Origin of the sequence: Paraburkholderia lebeckiae (assembly GCF_014201005.1) — a bacterium.
GTDB classification, from domain to species: Bacteria; Pseudomonadota; Gammaproteobacteria; order Burkholderiales; family Burkholderiaceae; genus Paraburkholderia; species Paraburkholderia tuberum.
This window is the reverse complement of the sequence record NZ_JACHDK010000007.1, coordinates 104309-122024: the sequence shown is the minus strand read 5'-3', so window position 1 is coordinate 122024 and position 17716 is coordinate 104309. Positions and strand designations below refer to the sequence as shown.

Sequence of the window (17716 nt, the reverse complement as noted above, 5' to 3'; positions counted from 1 at the left end):
CAAACGAATAAACGTCTGTTTCTCGCCGTGTAATTGAAAAAGGCGACATCAAGCCGCCTTCATTGGAATGCCGAGAGAACCGATTAGTGTTTTGTCGTGGTAAAGACAGGAGTCACAAGCCTGCCATTTTTTTAACGTTTATTGTCAATGTTTATCAAAACGGATCTGTCTTAAATTAAAAATGTTGACCGTGACCCGGCACCACCACGACTGAGCATAGGCCACGTCGCTCATGAACTCGATTTGGCGAGCACGAAGTCGTTAGGCATCGAACGCCGGGCTTACGGGTGCCGCGACGAGGCGTACTTATTCCTCAAAAACCGAGCCGTGTTCCCGGGCATTGCGCTCGTGATAAAGCCTCAGGTGGCGGAAAGACTGAAGCCATGCGATCCGCCGCGCCAGACGTCACTACTTCCACGCATACCTCATCCCCACCCAGAACCCCCTCGGCGCACCGGGCCCAACAAACTGCTCGTTGACCGGCGCCGCGCCGTTGAACGTATTGCCCGGCCCGGTAAAAAAGTTCTCCCCGAGCGCGCCGAAGCTCGCATAGCGCTTGTCGAGCAGGTTCGACACCGACGCGAACACCTGCAACTGCTTCGTCACCTGATACGAGGTGTCCATATCGATCAACAGGTAGCCGGAGATCTTGCCGTTCACGTCCTGGTTGTTTTCGTCGCCCTGCGCGTAGATGCTGCCGCGCCACGTCAGGTTCGTGCCGATTCGCCATTTCGCGGTGGCCGCGTAATCGAGCCGCAGCTTGACGGTCGTCGCCGGAATGCTCGGGATGTGGTCGCCGGGATGCACGGTGATGTTGCCGTTCGCGTCGGCGCTCGAGTTGCTGGGGCTGCTTTCGACCCATGTCGACTGGTAGGTCGCGTTGACGTAGCTATAGCTGCCGGTCACTGTGAACGGCCCATATTTCGTCTGCCCAGCCAGTTCGACGCCTTGCCGGCGCGTGCGCCCGACGTTCTGGAAAAAGCCCCGCGAACTACCCGCACCGTTGCTGCTGATGAACTCGATGTCGTTGTCGAGCGTCGTGCTGTAGGCAGCCGCGCTCCATGTCGTGTTGCCGCCGATCCTGCCGCGCGCGCCGACTTCATAGGTCTTCGAAATGACCGGCTGCAACGACGGATCGGAGATGAAGTCGTTAGGCAGCGAACACGGCGCGTTCGGATCGGCGCAGGCCAGCTCGATTGCGGTCGGCGAGCGCATGCCCTCGTTGTAGGTCGCGTAGGCGGTGAGCGCCGGCGTCGGATTCCAGTTGATGCCGACCGCCGGATTGAAGCGCGAGAACGTATGGTGGCCGTCGAGCTGCGGCTGCGTGCCGGATTCGTCGCCGATCGTCGCATCGGCCCAGTTGTAGCGGCCCGACAGCGTCAGCGACCACTGCGGCGTCAGGGAGAGCGTGTCCGTCAGGTAGATGCCGTAGTTCGTGTTGTGCGTGTTCGCGTTGGTCTGCTGTGCGAAATTCCCGATGCCGACCGTCGCGCGCGAATCGGTAAACGCCGCGTCCTGCGACGACTGCGTGAAGCGCGAGTCGGCGGCGTCGACGGCCATGCCCGCGATGAACTGGTTCCGCATGCCGCCGAGCTTGCCGAGCAGCGTCAGTTGCAGGCTCGCGCCGTAGCTGTCGGTCGTCACGGTGGACTGTACGTTGGTCGCCTGCAACGTATCGACGGTGCCGTCGGGATTGATCGTGCCGTAGTCGTTGTTGACGTTGCTGCTGGTGTTGGCATTGCGAAAGTGCCGGTAGTACGCGTTGCCGCTCAGCTCGACGTTGTCGTTGAAGTAATGATCTCCCGACAGCGTCAGGTAGCCGGCGCTGTTCTGATTCCGATCGGGATACGTGTACGGTTGCCTCGGGTTACCGAGGAACGAGCGCGGAATGGTTTGCGCGCCGTGCAGATCGTTGTCCGCGCCGCCGGCCGATAAGGACAGCGTCGTGTCGGCGTCGGTATAGCGCAGCTTGCCGAACGCCTGGCGGATGCGGCTCTCGTTCTGCTCGGCCCAGCCGTTGTCGTTCGCGGCGTTGGCGGTGAAGTAGTAGTCGAGGTTCTGGCCGATCGTGCCGCCCTGTTCGATCTGCGCGGCCTTGCGTCCCCACGAGCCGCCCTGTATTTCGGCCTCGCCGACCGGATTGTCCTTGCCGTTTTTCGTCGTGATCGACAGCGCGCCGCCGAGCGTATTGAAGCCGAAAGTCGGATTGGAGCCGGGGATCAGCTGCATCGTGTCGATCGCCTGTTGCGGCAGCAGGTCCCAGTTCACGACGTCACCGAACGGTTCGTTCACGCGCACGCCGTCGACGAATACCGACAAACCTTGCGGCGTGCCCAGCAGCGGCGACGCGGTGAAGCCGCGATAGAACAGGTTCATCTGATACGGGTTGCCCTGCGCGTCGGAGATCGTGACGCTAGGCAGATTCGCCGCGAGGTAGTCGCTGAGTGTCTGGCGGCCCTGCCGTTGGATATCGGCCGCGTGGACCGTCTGCACGTTGGCCGGCACCAGCGTGAGCGGCGTGCCGATGCCGAGCAGCGGCGTGGTGCCTACGACGACGATCGGCGCGAGGGTCGTGGTAGGTGTCGTGTTGCTGCTGGCGTTGTCGTCGGCTGCCTTGGAAGAGGCAGCGGAAGACGCCGAGGCCGGCGCCGACGCCGCGACTGGCGGCTCCGCCTGCGCCCATACGCTCGTGGACAGACCGGCGAGCGCGCCGCCGACGCAGAAGGTGATGCCGGCACGCCGCTGAAGCCGGCGTTTGCGGCGTGCTTGTGATCGCATGCTCATCGTTATTGACTCCTGCCGGCTTGATATATGCGCGTGTCGCGCGTTGTTTGACGTTGGTGTAAAGCTTCGCATACGCGTCTGTAAGACGTGCGGGAGCTTTTCCCGATCTGCCGGGGAAGCGTTCCCAAACTCGCGCAAAACCCGCTGCGCGTGCCGGCGCTGAGTAGAATGCAAGCGTCATGTCAAGCGAACCGATCCATTCCTCTTCCGCTGACCGAGCGCCGCCATCGTCGCCGATATGGCGCGACCTCGGCTGGGTCGTCGCCGTGACCGTGCTCGCGGCGGTGCTCGGCGCCGCCTTCGATCTCAGCGAAAAGGTCTACCGGTTCACGCGTGGCATGGAGCGCTTCCAGCTCGACGAGTTGCCGGGCACGCTGTTCGCGCTGTCGATCGCGCTCGCGTGGTTCGCGTGGCGCCGCTATCGCGATGCGCGCCGCGAAGCGCGCCATCGCCGCATGCTCGAGGAACAGGCCGAACGGCTGCTCGCCGACAACCGGCGCCTTGCCAGTCAGGCGCTGCAGGCGCAGGAACTGGAGCGCCGCCATCTGGCGCGCGAGCTGCACGACGAGCTGGGTCAATACCTGAACGCGATCTCGCTCGACGCGGCGCGCATCCGCGATCTATCGGGCGAGCGCGAGCCGGAAATTCATCGCATCGCGCTTGGGCTGATGCAGAGCGCGACGCATGTGTACCGCGAGATCGGCGGCATGATCCGCCGCCTGCGGCCGATCGGTCTCGACGAATTCGGCTTGCCGACCGCGCTCGAACATTGCGTCGACGGCTGGCGCGAGCGTTTGCCCGAGGCGTCGTTCTCGATGACGATCGAAGGGGATTTCAGCGGCCTCAGCGATGCGCTGACGATCACGCTGTACCGGCTCGTGCAGGAAGGACTGACGAATGTGTCGAAGTTCGCGCGCCGCTCGCGCGTCGAACTGTTCATGGTGCGCGCGCCGCGCGAACGCAACGGCACGCAGATCGACGAGATCGTCGTCACGATGGCCGACGACGGCCCCGGCACCGATCTGTCGAAGCCGCGCAGCGGGCTCGGGCTGATTGGCATGCGCGAACGCGTCGAGGCGCTCGGCGGCGAATTTCACATCGCGAGCAAGCCGCAGAGCGGTTTTCTGTTCTGCGCGCGCGTGCCCGCTCACGCGGGGCTGGCCGAGCCCGTGAACTGAAGCCCGAGGCGGCTTGCCATCTGCGCGAGCTGTACACCGTTGTCGGCGCCGAACTTCTGCCGGATCACCGATTGGTGGTTGGCCACCGTCTTCTGACTCAGGCCCAGCCTTTCGGCGATGCTCGGAAGCGTATAGCCCTGCACGAGCAGCCGCAGCACCTCGAACTCGCGCGCCGACAACTGACGCCCCGGCGGCCCTTCGTTGAACGCGGTGCGCAGCGCGAGCGCCTGCGAGATGTCCGGGCTCAGGTAGCCGGCACGCCGCGCAATCGAGCGCACCGCTTCGACCAGCACGTCGGGCGCGCTTGCCTTGGTCACGTAGCCGAGCGCGCCCGCGTCGAGCGCGCGCCGCACGAAGATCGATTCCTCGTGCACGCTGAAGATCAGCACGCGCGCGTCCGGTTCGCGCGCGAGCATGCGCCGCATCGCTTCGATGCCGCTTGCGCCCGGCAGCGACACATCCATCACGACCACGTCGGGCCGCAGCGCGCAAAAACGCTGGTAGGCCTGCGCGGCGTCGCCCGCTTCGCCGCAGACCTCGACGTCGGCATTCAGTTCGAGCAGACGCCGGTAGCCTTCGCGCACCACTGCATGGTCGTCGACGAGCAGAACGGAGATGGTGTCGGCACTCATGATTGGACTCCGGGTGACGCCCGGTTATCGCCGCCGGCGTCGGGATCGCGGGCAGCGGCCGCGAACCTGCGTGAGTTGGCGTCGTTGCGGAACAGGATCGGCTGTTCGCGGGCCGCTGCTGTCGCCCCGGTTTCCGATGCAGATCCCGATGCTGCACGCCGCACGATCTTGACCACGGTGTCGTGAAACGGCGACTTGTCGCAGACCGGGTCGGCGTTGGCCGCGTCGCCGGTCAGCAGGAAGGCCTGGCAGCGGCAGCCGCCGAGGTCATGTTCCTTTTCATCGCAGCTGCGGCACGGCTCCTTCATCCACTGCAAACCCCGAAAGCGGTTGAATGCGTCGCTGTCGTACCAGATCTCGCGCAACGGCATGTCCTTCACGTTCGGCAGCGTCAGGCCGGGCAGGCCGCGCGCCGCGTGACACGGCAGCGCCGCGCCGTCGGGAGCGACGCCGAGGAACACCGCGCCCCAGCCGTTCATGCAGCGCTTCGGACGCCGCTCGAAGTAGTCGGGCACGACGAAGAAGATCTTGCAGCGCTCGCCATGCGTGCGGCGATAGCGCGCGACCACCGCTTCGGCTTCTTCGAGCTGCTGTTGCGTCGGCATCAGTTGCGCCTGGTTCTCGCGCGCCCAGCCGTAGAACTGCGTGTTCGCCAGCTCCAGATATTCGGCGCCGAGAGCCAATGCCATCTCGATGATCTTGTCGACATGCGGCAGGTTGTAGCGATGCAGCACGCAGTTCATCACCATCGGAAAGCCGTGCCGTTTGAGTGCGACGGCGACGCGCTGCTTCAGCTCGAAGGTGCGCGTGCTGCTCAGGAAGTCGTTCAACTGCTGCGTCGAATCCTGGAAGGACAGCTGGATGTGATCGAGCCCGGCGGCCTTCAGATCGCCGAGGCGCTGATCGGTGAGACCGACGCCCGACGTGATCAGGTTCGTGTAGAAGCCGAGCCTGTGCGCTTCTTCGACGAGGACTTCGACGTCGTCGCGCACCAGCGGCTCGCCGCCCGAAAAGCCGAGCTGCACCGCGCCGAGCGCGCGCGCCTCGCGCAGCACGTCGAGCCATTGCACGGTGGTCAGTTCGCGGTTGTGATCGGTGTAGTCGAGCGGGTTGTAGCAGAACGCGCAATGCAGCGGACAGCGATAGGTCAGCTCCGCGAGCAGCCACAGCGGCGGCGGCACGACGGCGGCCGCGTCGCTTTGCGCTTGCGCGCCGGGTTGAGAGCCAGCTTGAGAAAGATCGGTCATCGCGCTACTCCAGCCAGCCGCGCCCATGCGCGTCGGCGATGAAGGCCCGCACCTCGCTGCCGATGCCGGTCGTGTGGAACGCCTGTTCGAGCTCGGCGATCAGCGTATCGATGTCGCGTGTGCCGTCGCAGCGCTTGAGGATTTCTCCCGCGCTTTGATTGAGCTTCACCATGCCCTCGGGGTACAGCAGCACGTGCGCGTTCTGCGCGGGCTCCCATTGCAGGCGGAATGGCTTCGCGATCGCGAGCGGCGTGGCGGGGTCGGCGCGTGTCGAGTCGTTCATTGCGGAAACGCCTTCTCGATCGCGTCGAGCATGGTCCACAGAATGTCGAGCTTGAACTGCAGGATGTCGAGCGCCCGTTCCTGCTGATCGCGTCGCGTGAAATGGGCAAGCGTGACCTCGAGTCCGTGCCGCACATCGCGCTGCGCGAGCGAAATGCGTGAGCGGAAGTACGCGAGGCCCTCGGGTTCGATCCACGGATAGTGCTCGGGCCAGCTCGCGAGCCGGTCGCGATGCACCTGCGGCGCGAACATTTCGGTCAGCGACGAGCACACCGCTTCCTGCCACGGCGCGCGGCGCGCGAAATTCACATACGCATCGACGGCGAAGCGCACGCCCGGCGTCACGTGTTCGAGCGACCACAGTTCGTCGCGCGTGAGGCCGACCGCATCCGCGAGACGCGCCCAGGTTTCGATGCCGCCTTCCGCGCCGTCGTAGCCGTCGTGATCGAGAATGCGCAGCACCCAGCGGCGGCGCGTCTCGCGGTCCGGACAGTTCGACAGCACGGCCGCATCCTTCAGCGGAATGTTGATCTGGTAGTAGAAGCGGTTCGCGACCCAGCCGCGAATCTGCTCGCGCGAGCAGCCGCCGCTATTCATCTTCACGTTGAACGGATGGTGGATGTGATAGGCGGTGCCCTTCGCGCGCAACTGCGCCTCGAATTCTTCACGGCTCCAGGCGGGTCGGTCGATGCCTTGAGTTCCCGTCGTACTCACGTCGCGTATTGGTGTCGTGTCCTGAATGTCTTTCGCGTTCATGCCGTCTCCGTTTTATCGTCGTTCACAGCCGCGCCTCGTTACCGCATCGCTCCGTACTCTTCACTGCGCGCTTCAAAGCTCGAAGCTCATTGCGTCGTACGCGACCTCGATGCCATGCTCGACTAGCACGCGCCGCTCGGGGCCGTCTTCGATCAGGATCGGATTCGTGTTGTTGATATGGATCAGCACTTTGCGTTTCGCGCCGAGCGAATCGAGTGTCTCGATCATGCCGCCCGCACCGCTCTGCGGCAGATGGCCCATATCCGCCGAGGTCTTCTTCGACAGGCCGAGGCGGATCATTTCGTCGCCGGTCCACAGCGTGCCGTCGACGAGTAGCAGATCGGCCTCTCGCATCGCCGCGAGCACGTGCGGCTCGATCGCGCCGAGCCCCGGCGCGTAGAACACGCGCCGGCCCGATTGCAGGTTCGTCAGCACGAGTCCGATGTTGTCGCCGCGCTCCGGCGCATCGCGATGCGGCGAGTACGGCGGCGCCTTGCTCGACAGCGGCAGCGCGTCGATGCGGATGCCGGGCAGCGCGTCGACGGCGAGCGGCGCGCCGTCGAGCGCGATACGGCGGTGCTCGACTCCGCAGTAGTGCGACAGGATCGGCGCGACCGGAAAGCCGGAGCGGAGGTCTTGCCAGACCGCATCGGTTGCGTATAGCGGCAGCGCGGTGTCGCGTTCGCGCAGCATCAAGAGGCCGGTCACGTGGTCGATCTGCGCGTCGATCACGAGCACCGCGGCGATGCCGCTGTCGCGCGCGCGCCGCGCGGGTTGAAGTTCGGGATGCGCGGCGATCTGCGCGAGCAGATCGGGCGATGCATTGACGAGCAGCCAGTCCTCGCCGTTCGCGCTGACCGCGATCGACGACTGCGTGCGGCGCGTCGCCTTCACCGTGCCGCGCCGCACTCCGTCGCAATTGCGGCAATTGCAGTTCCACTGCGGAAAGCCGCCGCCCGCCGACGAGCCGAGTACCTTGATCTTCATGCCGCGCGACGCATGCTGCTGCGCCCCTCTTCGACGGTGGGAGCGAACATCGCGGTGAGCGCCTGCGCGACGCATGCATGCAGCGCGGGGTCGCTCGCCAGATGACCCGCCGCGCTGACAGACTCGACGCGCGCCGACGGAACCGCGCGCGACAGACGTCGCAGATTGCCGCGCGGACACACCGGATCGCGCCCACCATGCACGGCCGCAATCGATACCCCGGCCGCTGCCGCGCGGCGCGCGAGCGACAGCAAACGCGTCTCGCCGAGCCAGCAGCGATGCGCGAGGTAGTGCGCCTGAATCCGGTATTTGCCGATCAGCTTGCGCGCGTGGCGTTGGGATTCGCGTGGGTTTCTCAGGTTCGCACGTCGTTGTGCGGCGCCTCGCGGCGATGCGCTCGCGAGCACCGCGTTTTCATAGCCGCGCCAGGCCAGCGCGAGCGCGCGTTGCCGTGCTTCATTCGCGCCGTATTGCAAGGTGTCGCCGCAACGCGCGGCCAGTGTCGCGGGCTGCTCGCAGCGAGCAGCGGCACGCAGTCTCGACCACGCACGCGGCGCACGCTTGCGTGACCCGATGAACAAACCGCGCACTTCGCGCGCGGACGTCAGGAACAGGCCGCGCAGCACGACGCCCGTCACCGACCGCGGACACTGCCCCGCATACGCGAGCGCGAGCGCCGCGCCCCACGATCCGCCGAGTACGCCCCAGCGCGCGAAGCCGAGCCGCGCGCGAATCGCTTCGAGATCGGCGATCAGATAGTCGGTGCGGTTGTGGCGCACGCTGCCGTGCGGCGTCGAGGCACCGGTGCCTCGCTGGTCGATCAGCACGACGCGAAAGCGCCGCAGATCGAACAGCCGCAGCACGCCGGGCTGACTGCCGCTGCCCGGGCCGCCGTGCAGCACCGCGACCGGCACGCCGTCGCGCGCGCCGGCGAGCGCATACCACACGCGATGGCCATCGCGCGTGCGCAGCGTATGGACTTCGAGCGCGGCGGTCGCCTGCGTGTGGCGCGATAAGCTTCGCATCGTCATGGCAGCATCCTCGCGAGCAGGTTGTCGCGATCGATCCACTGATGCTTGAACGCGCCCGCCACGTGCAGCACGATCAGCGCGATCAGCGCGAAGCCGATGGCGTGGTGAAGGCCGAAGAACAGTGCGCGCAGATGCGCGTCGTCCCAGCCCCACTTCGGCAGCAGGATGCCCCAGAAGCGGGTGCCGTAGGTGTTGAACGACGAGCCGAGATACCCGGCAAGCGGCATCGCCACCATGCCGACATATAAAAGACCCTGCGTAGTGCGCGCGGCGGCGCGTTGCCACGGTGGCATCGGCGGCAGCGGAGGCCGGTGAAGGACCAGCCGTGCGACGATGCGCAAAAGCACCAGCAGGAAAACCGTCAGTCCGAGCGACTTGTGCAGATTGATCAGCGTCGCCTTGACAGGCAAGCCCTTCGGCAATCCGACCATATAAAGCCCGAGCGCGAGCAGCCCGACGATGCCGAGCGCGATCAGCCAGTGCAGCGCTATCAGCAGCCCGGCATAGCGCGGGCCGCCGGCGCCGGCATTTGCGTTGACGTCGATATCAGGCTTCGCGTTTGCAGAATCCGCTGTCGTCATGCCCTGTCTCCATGCAACATCGTTGCGGGACGTTTCTTTTTTGCCGAACACCGTTTCAGTCGCGGCCGACATAGCGCTGCGTCAGCCGACGATCAGTATTTCACCGCGGCCGTCGACCGCGAGGTCGCCCGTGAAGCGGACCGGCAGACGGTCGGCGCGCCACTGCGAAAACGGCGCGATTTCGGCCGCGAGACTGCGTATGAGCAATGACCAGAATACGTCGAAACCGTGTCCGCCGCCGGTGAAAGTAGGGGGCGGCAGTGGCTCCGGCCGTTGTGCGAGCAGCAGCGTGCCACGCCTCATTGCATAGGCATAATGCGCGCCCAGTTGCCCCGCCACGCCGACGGTCCCCGCCACCAGCCGCGACGCCGCGAAATCGCCCGCGTTGCCGCCGACCAGCACGAGGCCGCGGCGCATCCGGTCGGCGAGCCGCGCGCCCGCGTTGCCGTGGATCGTCAGCGTGCCGCCGCTCATGCCTTCCATATCGCCCGTCAGTGCGCCGGCGGCGAAGTCGCCGCTGTCGCCGCGCACCGTCACGCGTCCGCCGCGCATTTCGCAGCCGGTGAAGTGCCCCGCGTCGCCGTCGATTTCAAGCAAGCCGCCGCTCATTCTGAAGCCGCTGTAGTCGCCGACCGAGCCGCGCGCGACGAGCCGTCCGCCATCCATCTGCGCGCCGAGCCGGTCGAGCCACCGCGCGGCGTCGTCGATCAGCAGCGTGGCCATGTCGTCGCCGGACGCAGGCGCGTCGTCGCGCGAAACCTCGAAGACGTCGCCGACCGCACAGCGCTCGTTGCCGGCCGGCAGCACGATGCGCTCGATCTCGGCCAAGCTCATGCTGGCCAGCGCCGAGGGTGACAGCGCTGCGGCATCGACGCGAAAGCCGGGTGGTGTCGTCACGCGCAACATGGTCGTGCTCATGCGTGACTCCCGTTGAGCCCCGCAGCCAGTTCGTGCAGATGAAAGTGGTACGGCCCGAGCTTGCCGCCGTAGTTGCCCGCCGAAATGCGCAGCACGCCGGCCGCGCGGCCGAGTCCGGCGGCCGCGCCGATCCCGGCCGTCATCGCCGCGCCGACGTCGGCGTCGGTCAGACCGTCGATGACGATCTCCAGCACGCAGCCAACGTCCGCGCTCAACTCGATGCGCCGCGCGAGGCCGGTCAGGCTCGGGCAGAACGCGTCGTTGGTCGACGCGGTCGCGCCCGCGTACTTCGAGCCGATCTTCGAGCCCGAGCGCACGATGCCGCCGGGAAACGGCATGATCACGTTCGGCAGCCGGCGCATCGCGTCGACCGCGGCTTCGGCGGCCGCGAGCGCGGCGCCGAGGTCGCGCGCGAGCAGCAGCAGGTTGCCGCCGCCGACGGCCTTGACCGTCGCCGCCGTGTCTTCGCAGACGAACTCGCCGTCCATCACCGGCACGCGCCAGTAACGCGTGGGTCGGTTCCCCGCGTCGATCATCTTCGCGATCTGCCAGCCGTCGCCGAAAAAGCGCAGTCCGCTGCCGAGCGGCGCCGGGTCGGACAGCGGCGCGCGGCTCGTGGCCGGATCGATGCCGCCGTAGACGGCCGTGCTCGGACAGGTGAGCACGCATTGGCCGACGCGCCGCCCGATCTGCTTCGCGAGCTCCTTCGACGACACCGCGAACAACAGCACCGCGACGCCGGGCCGGCCGTCGGGCGTGGCATCGGGCGCGAGCGCACGCTCGACGCCCGCCTCGCAGCCGCAGCCGATCACCGAGGTCGCGAAGCCCGCCAGCGAGTTCGCCGCGTGCATCGCCCAGCTCGCCGTGTGCGCGGTGATCACGAGCCGGGTCGCCTTCATTGGAAAGGCTTCGGCGAAGGTCGCGTCGATCGCGGTGCCGTTGATGTCGAGCGGGGCGGGTGCGTTCATCGTGGACGCGTCAGGTTAGACATTCGACGGGCAATAGTCGTCCGCCGCGGCAGCAGCGGCAGGCTTCGTCGTCGCTGATCGCGGCGTGCGCGAAGTTGCTCGCGAGGTTCGCGTCGCTATACGCGCGCAGCGTTGTCTCGATGCCGCGATCGAATTCCGGCGCGACGAAATGGATACCGCCCGTCGGCGTCGCGACCAGCGTGCCGTCGCGCGCGACCAGTTCGCCGTCCTTGAACACATAGGCTGGCGACGTGAACATCCGCTCGCGGTCCGGCTCGTCGCGATAGACGGCGATATCCGCGGCCGCGCCCGCGCCGAGATGGCCGCGATCGCGTAGACCGAGCAGACGCGCGGGACCGGCGCGCGTGATGATCGCAATCTCGTACAGCGAGAATTCGCGCTTGAGCTCCGGCAGCGCGCTGGCGACCTGCGCTTCGGGATGCAGCTTCGCAAGCTGCTCATCGCGAAACGGCTTGTCCATTAGCAGGCGGATCAGATGCGGATAGCTCGTGAACGGTCCGCCGTTCGGATGATCGGTGGTCATCGCGACGCGCCACGGGTCGTCGACGAGCAGGAAGATTTCGAGGCCGATGATCCATTGCAGCGCGTTCACGTAGCTCTGTTCGCGATAACGGAACGGCAGCACGCCGCAACCCGCGTCGCACTCGATATCGCCCACCACCCACTTGTGCGGCCGCGCGAGCGGCGCGTTGCGGAACTGCATCATCGTGTCGCCGGAGGCCGTGACGGTCTGTCCGAAGATGATCTGGCCGACGTCGATCGACACGTTCGGCCGCGCGTTCACGGCCTCGGCAATCTGCCGCGCGCCCGACGAAAACTTGCGCGAACCCTCGGTGCCATAGCTGTGAAACTGGATATGCGTCAGATGGATCGGCAGGCCGTCGGCGGCGTCCATCGTCGCGATGGTCGAGGCGAGGTTGCCGGGCACGCCGAGGTTGCTCGTGTGCACGTGCAGCGGATGCGGCACGCGCAGCTCGGTCAGCGCGCGCGTCAGCGTGCGCAGCACGTCGCGCGGCGTGATGCCGTAGTGCGCGTGCGGCTCGTCGACGTTTAGCGAGCGCTGGTTGAACTTGAACGCCGAGATGCCGCCGGGGTTGACCACCTTGACGCCGAGCGCCTTGCTCGCGTCGATCGTCCAGCCGACGTAATCGCGCAGACGTTCGAAGTCGTCGCGCGCGGCGAGCATCCGCAGGAACAGCTCGTCGTTGCCGAGCATCACGTACGCGCCGTGATCGATGATCGGCGTGTCGCCCATTTCGAGGTGCGTGTGGCGCGCGTTGGACGGCATCATCGCCGGCTCGAACGCTGCCGTGTAGCCCATTTCGGCGTAGCGGTAGCCGGTCGCGAGCGTGCCCGGCGTGCAGACGCCGCACGACGGCAGGCGCAGGTAGCGGCCGTTGTCGTCGCGCGCGGCTTCGTAGGCGGCCTCGCGCGGCGCATGGGCGCCCCGCGCATCGGCGCGATGGTCCTCGGGCAGCAGCAGGCGCGACAGATTGGTCTTGCCGCCGCCGATATGCGAATGCAGGTCGATGCCGCCCGCCATCACGATCATGCCGGTCGCGTCGTATTCACGATCGACGGGCGTGGTGGCGGGCAGGTCGACGATGCGGCCGTCGCGGAACGTGAGGTCGCGGCGCTCGCCGTTGACGTTGTGGATCGGGTCGAACAACGTGCCGCCCTTGAGCCGGACGAGAGTCATGGCTGATCCTCGCGCGTACTCGAGCGTTCGCTCAATCGCCCGCTCAACTTCGCGGCAATCGACGCCACCGACTCCAGCGCGGCACCACGCGCGGCGGTGAGCGGCATCACGACCGTGCCGTCGATGCGAAACAGATGCCCGCCGCTATCGACGCCTGGTGTCGCGACCGGCACGAACACGGTGTTCGCGCCGCGTGCCCTGGCGGCATCGGCGAGCGCCGGATGACCGAGCACGATCAGGGCAAGCGCGGGATCGAGCGACGCGGGCCACGCGTGCGGCGCGAAGCCCGCGATCCACAGCAGCGCATCGACTTCGCGTTCGGCGAGCAGCCGAGCCGCCCGATAGCGGTACGGATCGTGATCGAGCGCGGTGCCCGCGGCGTGCGCCGGCATCGACACGCGCGTGCGCAAGGGCAAGCCGGACAGCCACGTGACGGTCTGATTGACCGTCAACGCGCCGTCGTCGCCGCCGAGCGCGAGACATGCCGCGCGCGTCGTGCGATTCACGGCCTTCACGATCCGGTTCAGCGCTTCGATCAGCAGCGCCGCGTGCGGCGCGGGCAGTGCGGCCGGTTCGTAGACGACCACCGTATAGCGCGCGCCGGCGATGCGTGCGTGCAACGACGCGAGCGCGGTTGCCACCTTGGCTGCGCTGCCATCGCCGTGGCTGAGCGCGGCGGCGTCGCGTCCTTCCGCGAGCGCTGACCACAGCGCGAGCGTGTCGTACGGATCGGTGTCCGGCAGCAGCGTGTCGATGCGCGTTTGCGCGAAGCCGGCTGCGGTCGGGTCCGCTTCGCAGCCGACGAAGACCAGCTCGCGCGCGAGTTCGGTCCCCGCCAGCGCGCGCGTGAAAAAGCGCGGATAGCGCCGCGACGGCTGACAGCCGAAGAACACCAGCAGGTCGGCGCGCGCGCGCACTTCGGAGAGCGTCGTAAAGAGCGAGCCGCGGTCTTGCAAAGCGAGCGTCGCGGGCGTCAGCGCATCGCCGTGCAGATGATCGAGGATCGCGCCGCAGGCGGCGGCAAGCGGATACAGCGCGCGGATGCCGGCGACGTCGGTGGCGAGGCCGCCGAATAATGGGCGGCGCGCGTTCGCGAGCAACTGCGCGGCGCTCGCCAGCGCGGCATCCTTGTCCACTTCGTTGCCATCGACGGTGCAAGCGCATTGCGCGTCCGTCGCGCCGTACTGCGCGAGCGCGTGAGCGAGCCGCGAACATTCGGTGTCCGGCACATCGAGCGTGCCGTCGTCGTGGGCAGCGGCGGCCAGGTCGTCGCACAGCAAAGGGCAGAACGGACAGATCCAGTCGCGTGTGAGCGCCGCGGCGCGCGTTGCGCTCGGGCTGGGGGGCGATGGATCGATGGAGGGGCTATGCATGGGGCAGGTTTAGCAAGCTCCATGCCGATCTTTCGACACGCCTCGGCGGGCGAGCGCCGCGCTGAAGCGGGCCGCGCCTACGGTCGTACTGCTTTGCATTCAGCGGATGAACGTGCGCGGTTCCCTGCGGCAAGCGTGCCTGATCCTGCGTCGGCGCGCGGCGTCAAAGGCCCGCTGCGCCATACAAAATGTGTGCCGTTCTGGAGCAGAGTGTCAAGCAGAGTGTCACGCGCGAACAGTCCGGCTCGTGTTGCGTTTACCGACAGCGCTGTCAGAACGCGTGGCATGGAAATTGTATGGAAGGCCTACGCGGAATCGGAATGCGCGCAGTCGATCTGTCGATCGTGCAGCGCGGAGGCCACCAGCCAGGCGCTTGCGCCGGTGCCGGCCGCGGCGGCCAGATCGTCGCGATTGCGGATGCCGCCCGCGCCGATCAGCGTGGTGTGCGCGGCGGCCTGCGCGCGCACGCGCTCGAACGTCGCGAGATCGGGGCCGGCGTAGCTGCCGACCTGGTCGAGCGTCATCGCGATCACGCACGACGGCCACCACGCCGACGAGCGGTCGAGCGCGGCCGCGGCGAGCAGTTCGCCCGCGCGATGATCGAGCGACAGGATCGGCGCGAGACCGGCGCGCTGAGCGGCGTGCAGTGCGTGGATATCGCGCAGCGTCTCCGAGCCGAACACAGGCACGAGAGTCGCGAGGTGGGAACCGGCAGCAGGGCTGTCGTGTTGATCGATGGCGTCGTCGATGCGCTCGAATAGCGCGCGCATTGACGCGTAGTCCGCGAAACCCGCGTCGAGCCACAGTTCGATGCCGGGCAGCGCGGCCCGCAATGCGGCGAGCGTCGAAGCATGCGCGCCGCGCTGCAGGATGGCGCCGAGATCGGCGATATAGAGCGTGCGCGCGCCGCTGGCTTCGAGCAGCGCGCGGGCGGTGGCAAGTGGGTCGCTCGTCGCGACGAGGCGGGACTGGATGGGCCGATAGGCGCTCCGCTCGCCGCGCACGGCGCGTACGACCTGGCCGTCGAGCAGATCGAGAACAGGTATCACCTGCATAGGGGCGCTTTCCTTTGAACAGAATCTTTGTCTACGAGTATCTCACCGGCGGCGGCATCGACCCCCAGCTCGCCGGCCCGGGCAGTCTCGCCGATTTGAGCGCGCTGATCGTCGAAGGACGCGTGATGCGCGACGCGCTGGTCGCCGCTCTGCGTGAACTCGACGGCGTGCAGGTCACGTTCGCGACCTCGCGCTTCGAAACGCCAGGGGCGGGCGAGGCCCATTGTATGGCCGCGCCCGGCGAATCGATGACGGCGTTCGTCGCGCGCGCGGCGCGTGAGCACGATTACGCGTGGGTCGTCGCGCCGGAATGCGATGGGCTGCTGCTGCGCTTTCACGATGCGGTCGGCACCGCGCGCTGGCTCGGCTGCGCGAAGGAAGCGATCCGCGTCGCGTCGAGCAAGAGCGCGACCGCGGCGTGTCTTGCCGCGCATGGCATTGCGACGACGCCGGCGCTCGAACCCGGCGACTCAGCCGCGCAGCACGACGGCCGGTGGGTGGTCAAACCGGACGACGGCGCGGGCGGCCTCGACACCATCGTGTACGAGCGCTTCGCCGATGCCTGCGCCGAGTACGAGGCGCGTGCGGCGGCGGCGCGCAATCCGGTGCTGCAGGCGTGGATCGATGGCGAGCCGTTGAGCCTGTCGCTGATCTGCCGCGGCGACGCTACCAAGCTCCTCAGCATCAATCGTCAGCAGATCGGGCTGAGCGGCGGCGACGCGTCGGGTGATGTTGCGCGGATCGTCGAGTTCGACGGCGTGCTGGTCGATCAGATCGACCAGCACAGCGACATGGGCCGCGCGCTCGACACGCTCGCGCATCGCGTCGCGCGGGCCATCCCGGGTTTGCGCGGCTTCGTCGGCATCGATGTCGTGTGGCATCCGCAACTCGGGCCGGTCGTGATCGAAGTGAATCCGCGTTTGACGGTCGCTTATGCGGGGCTGTCGGCGGCGCGCGGCAGCGGCCTGACGCGCGCGCTGCTGGCCGCGCATGGCGTGCGCATCGAGCGCTGCGGCGCGGCGCGCGCCAATCCGCCGACGTACGAGGTGCGCCCTTGAGCCCCGCCCGTTCGAACCCGGCGGCGCGGTTCGGCTGGGACGTCGGCGGCGCGCACGTGAAGGTGTCGCTCGTCGACGGCAGCGACGCCGTGCTGGACGTCGTGCAATGGCCGTGTCCGCTTTGGCAGGGGCTCGACCATCTGCACCGCACGATCGAGCTCGTCTTCGAGCGCTGGCCGCAGGCCCGCACGGACGCCGCGCAGCATGCGGTGACGATGACCGGCGAGATGGTCGACCTGTTCGCGGATCGCGCCGAAGGCGTGCGCGCGATCGTGGCCGCGCTCGCGCAGCGGCTCGGTCCCTCACTGCGTTTCTACGCCGGCGACGCCGGCTGGCTCGCCGCCGCCGACTGCGCGGCCGGCTGGCGTCACGTCGCGTCGGCGAACTGGCTCGCGACCGCGAGCTGGGTCGCTACCCGCATGGCGAACGCGCTGCTGATCGACATCGGCAGCACCACCACCGACATCATTCCGATCGTCGACGGCCGCGTCGTCGCTCGTGCCGCGAGCGATGCGGGCCGGCTCGCGACCGGCGAACTCGTGTATCACGGCGTCGTGCGCACGCCGTTGTGCGGCGTCGCGCAGCGGATCGAATTCGGCGGCGCCATGCTGAACGTGATGAACGAATGGTTTGCCACGACCGCCGACGTCTACCGGCTGACGGGCGAACTGGACCCGCTGCACGACGTGCAGCCGAGCGCCGACCAGGGGCCGAAAACGCAGGCGGCGAGCCGCGCGCGGCTCGCGCGCATGATCGGGCACGACGCGCACGACGCGTCGGACGTCGAATGGCTGCACTTTGCGCGGCGCTGGCGCGCGCTGCAGGTGCGCGAAATCGGCGCGAACCTGATGCGGGTGGTCGCCGCGCAGCCGGTGCTCGCGGCCGCGCCGCTGGTGGGCGCCGGCTGCGGCCGCTTCCTCGTCGCCGCATTGGCGCGTGACGAAGCGCGCGGCTATATCGATTTCGGCGCGCTGGCGGGCGTGCCCGATGCTTGCGCGGCATGGGCGGCGACCTGCGCGCCGAGCGTGGCGGTCGCGCTGCTCGCGGCGCGCGAGCCGGGCGCCCAACGGCCCGGCGCGCGTGATATCGCGGCGCGCGCGGCATGAGTTGAGAGGCGCGGCGCGCAATCCGGGGACGCGGCGCACC

Annotated in this window: 16 protein-coding genes; 3 read left to right on the top strand and 13 right to left on the bottom strand. The window is 67.6% G+C overall.

Annotated elements, in window-relative coordinates:
* Nucleotides 1–408 precede the first annotated feature (408 nt).
* Nucleotides 409–2784 carry a TonB-dependent receptor gene (locus HDG39_RS15525; protein ID WP_184006775.1) on the bottom strand — a complete coding sequence of 792 codons (2376 nt, stop codon included), beginning with the start codon at nt 2782–2784 and terminating at the stop codon, nt 409–411.
* 179 nt (nt 2785–2963) lie between these two features.
* Between HDG39_RS15525 and HDG39_RS15520 the strand changes: the two genes are divergently transcribed.
* Complete coding sequence (locus HDG39_RS15520; RefSeq protein WP_184006773.1) at nt 2964–3962, top strand: histidine kinase; 999 nt, start codon at nt 2964–2966, stop codon at nt 3960–3962.
* Here HDG39_RS15520 and HDG39_RS15515 read toward each other — a convergent pair.
* From HDG39_RS15515 to HDG39_RS15460, 12 genes are all read right to left on the bottom strand, one after another.
* Nucleotides 3932–4594 (bottom strand): response regulator, encoded by a 663-nt coding sequence (locus HDG39_RS15515; RefSeq protein WP_184006771.1) that lies wholly within the window; start codon nt 4592–4594, stop codon nt 3932–3934. The genes HDG39_RS15520 and HDG39_RS15515 overlap by 31 nt on opposite strands.
* The gene (gene pqqE, locus HDG39_RS15510) at nt 4591–5841 is read right to left on the bottom strand and encodes a pyrroloquinoline quinone biosynthesis protein PqqE (RefSeq protein ID WP_184006769.1); all 1251 of its coding nucleotides are present in this window, start codon (nt 5839–5841) and stop codon (nt 4591–4593) included. Before pqqE ends, HDG39_RS15515 begins: the two co-directional genes overlap by 4 nt.
* A 4-nt stretch (nt 5842–5845) precedes the next feature.
* The gene (gene pqqD, locus HDG39_RS15505; protein ID WP_018424576.1) at nt 5846–6124 is read right to left on the bottom strand and encodes a pyrroloquinoline quinone biosynthesis peptide chaperone PqqD; all 279 of its coding nucleotides are present in this window, start codon (nt 6122–6124) and stop codon (nt 5846–5848) included.
* Complete coding sequence (gene pqqC, locus HDG39_RS15500; RefSeq protein ID WP_184006767.1) at nt 6121–6879, bottom strand: pyrroloquinoline-quinone synthase PqqC; 759 nt, start codon at nt 6877–6879, stop codon at nt 6121–6123. Before pqqC ends, pqqD begins: the two co-directional genes overlap by 4 nt.
* Before the next feature lie 72 nt (nt 6880–6951).
* Nucleotides 6952–7866 carry a pyrroloquinoline quinone biosynthesis protein PqqB gene (gene pqqB / locus HDG39_RS15495; protein ID WP_184006765.1) on the bottom strand — a complete coding sequence of 305 codons (915 nt, stop codon included), beginning with the start codon at nt 7864–7866 and terminating at the stop codon, nt 6952–6954.
* Entirely contained in the window at nt 7863–8897 is a 1035-nt protein-coding gene (locus HDG39_RS15490) for an alpha/beta fold hydrolase (protein ID WP_184006763.1), read from the bottom strand. The genes pqqB and HDG39_RS15490 overlap by 4 nt, the downstream gene beginning before the upstream one ends.
* Complete coding sequence (locus HDG39_RS15485) at nt 8894–9478, bottom strand: cytochrome b (protein ID WP_409259170.1); 585 nt, start codon at nt 9476–9478, stop codon at nt 8894–8896. The genes HDG39_RS15490 and HDG39_RS15485 overlap by 4 nt, the downstream gene beginning before the upstream one ends.
* A gap of 81 nt (nt 9479–9559) precedes the next feature.
* Entirely contained in the window at nt 9560–10396 is an 837-nt protein-coding gene (locus HDG39_RS15480) for a formylmethanofuran dehydrogenase subunit C (protein WP_184006762.1), read from the bottom strand.
* Complete coding sequence (fhcD, locus tag HDG39_RS15475; protein ID WP_184006760.1) at nt 10393–11364, bottom strand: formylmethanofuran--tetrahydromethanopterin N-formyltransferase; 972 nt, start codon at nt 11362–11364, stop codon at nt 10393–10395. Before fhcD ends, HDG39_RS15480 begins: the two co-directional genes overlap by 4 nt.
* A 10-nt stretch (nt 11365–11374) precedes the next feature.
* Entirely contained in the window at nt 11375–13084 is a 1710-nt protein-coding gene (locus HDG39_RS15470) for a formylmethanofuran dehydrogenase subunit A (protein WP_184006758.1), read from the bottom strand.
* Entirely contained in the window at nt 13081–14457 is a 1377-nt protein-coding gene (locus HDG39_RS15465; protein ID WP_184006756.1) for a molybdopterin-binding domain-containing protein, read from the bottom strand. Before HDG39_RS15465 ends, HDG39_RS15470 begins: the two co-directional genes overlap by 4 nt.
* A gap of 305 nt (nt 14458–14762) precedes the next feature.
* Entirely contained in the window at nt 14763–15512 is a 750-nt protein-coding gene (locus HDG39_RS15460; RefSeq protein WP_184006754.1) for a HisA/HisF-related TIM barrel protein, read from the bottom strand.
* Nucleotides 15513–15526: 14 nt separating this feature from the next.
* Here HDG39_RS15460 and HDG39_RS15455 point away from each other — a divergent pair, with 14 nt between their 5' ends.
* Together HDG39_RS15455 and HDG39_RS15450 are read left to right on the top strand one after the other, a co-directional pair.
* A complete protein-coding gene (locus HDG39_RS15455; protein ID WP_184006752.1) occupies nt 15527–16570 on the top strand; it encodes an ATP-grasp domain-containing protein in 1044 nt (347 codons plus the stop codon).
* Nucleotides 16567–17676 carry a hydantoinase/oxoprolinase family protein gene (locus tag HDG39_RS15450; RefSeq protein ID WP_184006750.1) on the top strand — a complete coding sequence of 370 codons (1110 nt, stop codon included), beginning with the start codon at nt 16567–16569 and terminating at the stop codon, nt 17674–17676. The genes HDG39_RS15455 and HDG39_RS15450 overlap by 4 nt, the downstream gene beginning before the upstream one ends.
* Nucleotides 17677–17716: the final 40 nt, after the last annotated feature.

Bases quoted from the DNA above. Each gene is read 5' to 3' on its own strand.
- HDG39_RS15490 (WP_184006763.1), bottom strand. From the start codon at position 8,897: ATGACGATGCGAAGCTTATCGCGCCACACGCAGGCGACCGCCGCGCTC.
- fhcD (WP_184006760.1), bottom strand. From the start codon at position 11,364: ATGAACGCACCCGCCCCGCTCGACATCAACGGCACCGCGATCGACGCG.
- HDG39_RS15520 (WP_184006773.1), top strand. From the start codon at position 2,964: ATGTCAAGCGAACCGATCCATTCCTCTTCCGCTGACCGAGCGCCGCCA.
- HDG39_RS15470 (WP_184006758.1), bottom strand. From the start codon at position 13,084: ATGACTCTCGTCCGGCTCAAGGGCGGCACGTTGTTCGACCCGATCCAC.
- HDG39_RS15485 (WP_409259170.1), bottom strand. From the start codon at position 9,478: ATGACGACAGCGGATTCTGCAAACGCGAAGCCTGATATCGACGTCAAC.
- HDG39_RS15460 (WP_184006754.1), bottom strand. From the start codon at position 15,512: ATGCAGGTGATACCTGTTCTCGATCTGCTCGACGGCCAGGTCGTACGC.
- pqqE (WP_184006769.1), bottom strand. From the start codon at position 5,841: ATGACCGATCTTTCTCAAGCTGGCTCTCAACCCGGCGCGCAAGCGCAA.
- pqqB (WP_184006765.1), bottom strand. From the start codon at position 7,866: ATGAAGATCAAGGTACTCGGCTCGTCGGCGGGCGGCGGCTTTCCGCAG.
- HDG39_RS15525 (WP_184006775.1), bottom strand. From the start codon at position 2,784: ATGAGCATGCGATCACAAGCACGCCGCAAACGCCGGCTTCAGCGGCGT.
- pqqD (WP_018424576.1), bottom strand. From the start codon at position 6,124: ATGAACGACTCGACACGCGCCGACCCCGCCACGCCGCTCGCGATCGCG.
- HDG39_RS15480 (WP_184006762.1), bottom strand. From the start codon at position 10,396: ATGAGCACGACCATGTTGCGCGTGACGACACCACCCGGCTTTCGCGTC.
- HDG39_RS15515 (WP_184006771.1), bottom strand. From the start codon at position 4,594: ATGAGTGCCGACACCATCTCCGTTCTGCTCGTCGACGACCATGCAGTG.
- pqqC (WP_184006767.1), bottom strand. From the start codon at position 6,879: ATGAACGCGAAAGACATTCAGGACACGACACCAATACGCGACGTGAGT.
- HDG39_RS15465 (WP_184006756.1), bottom strand. From the start codon at position 14,457: ATGCATAGCCCCTCCATCGATCCATCGCCCCCCAGCCCGAGCGCAACG.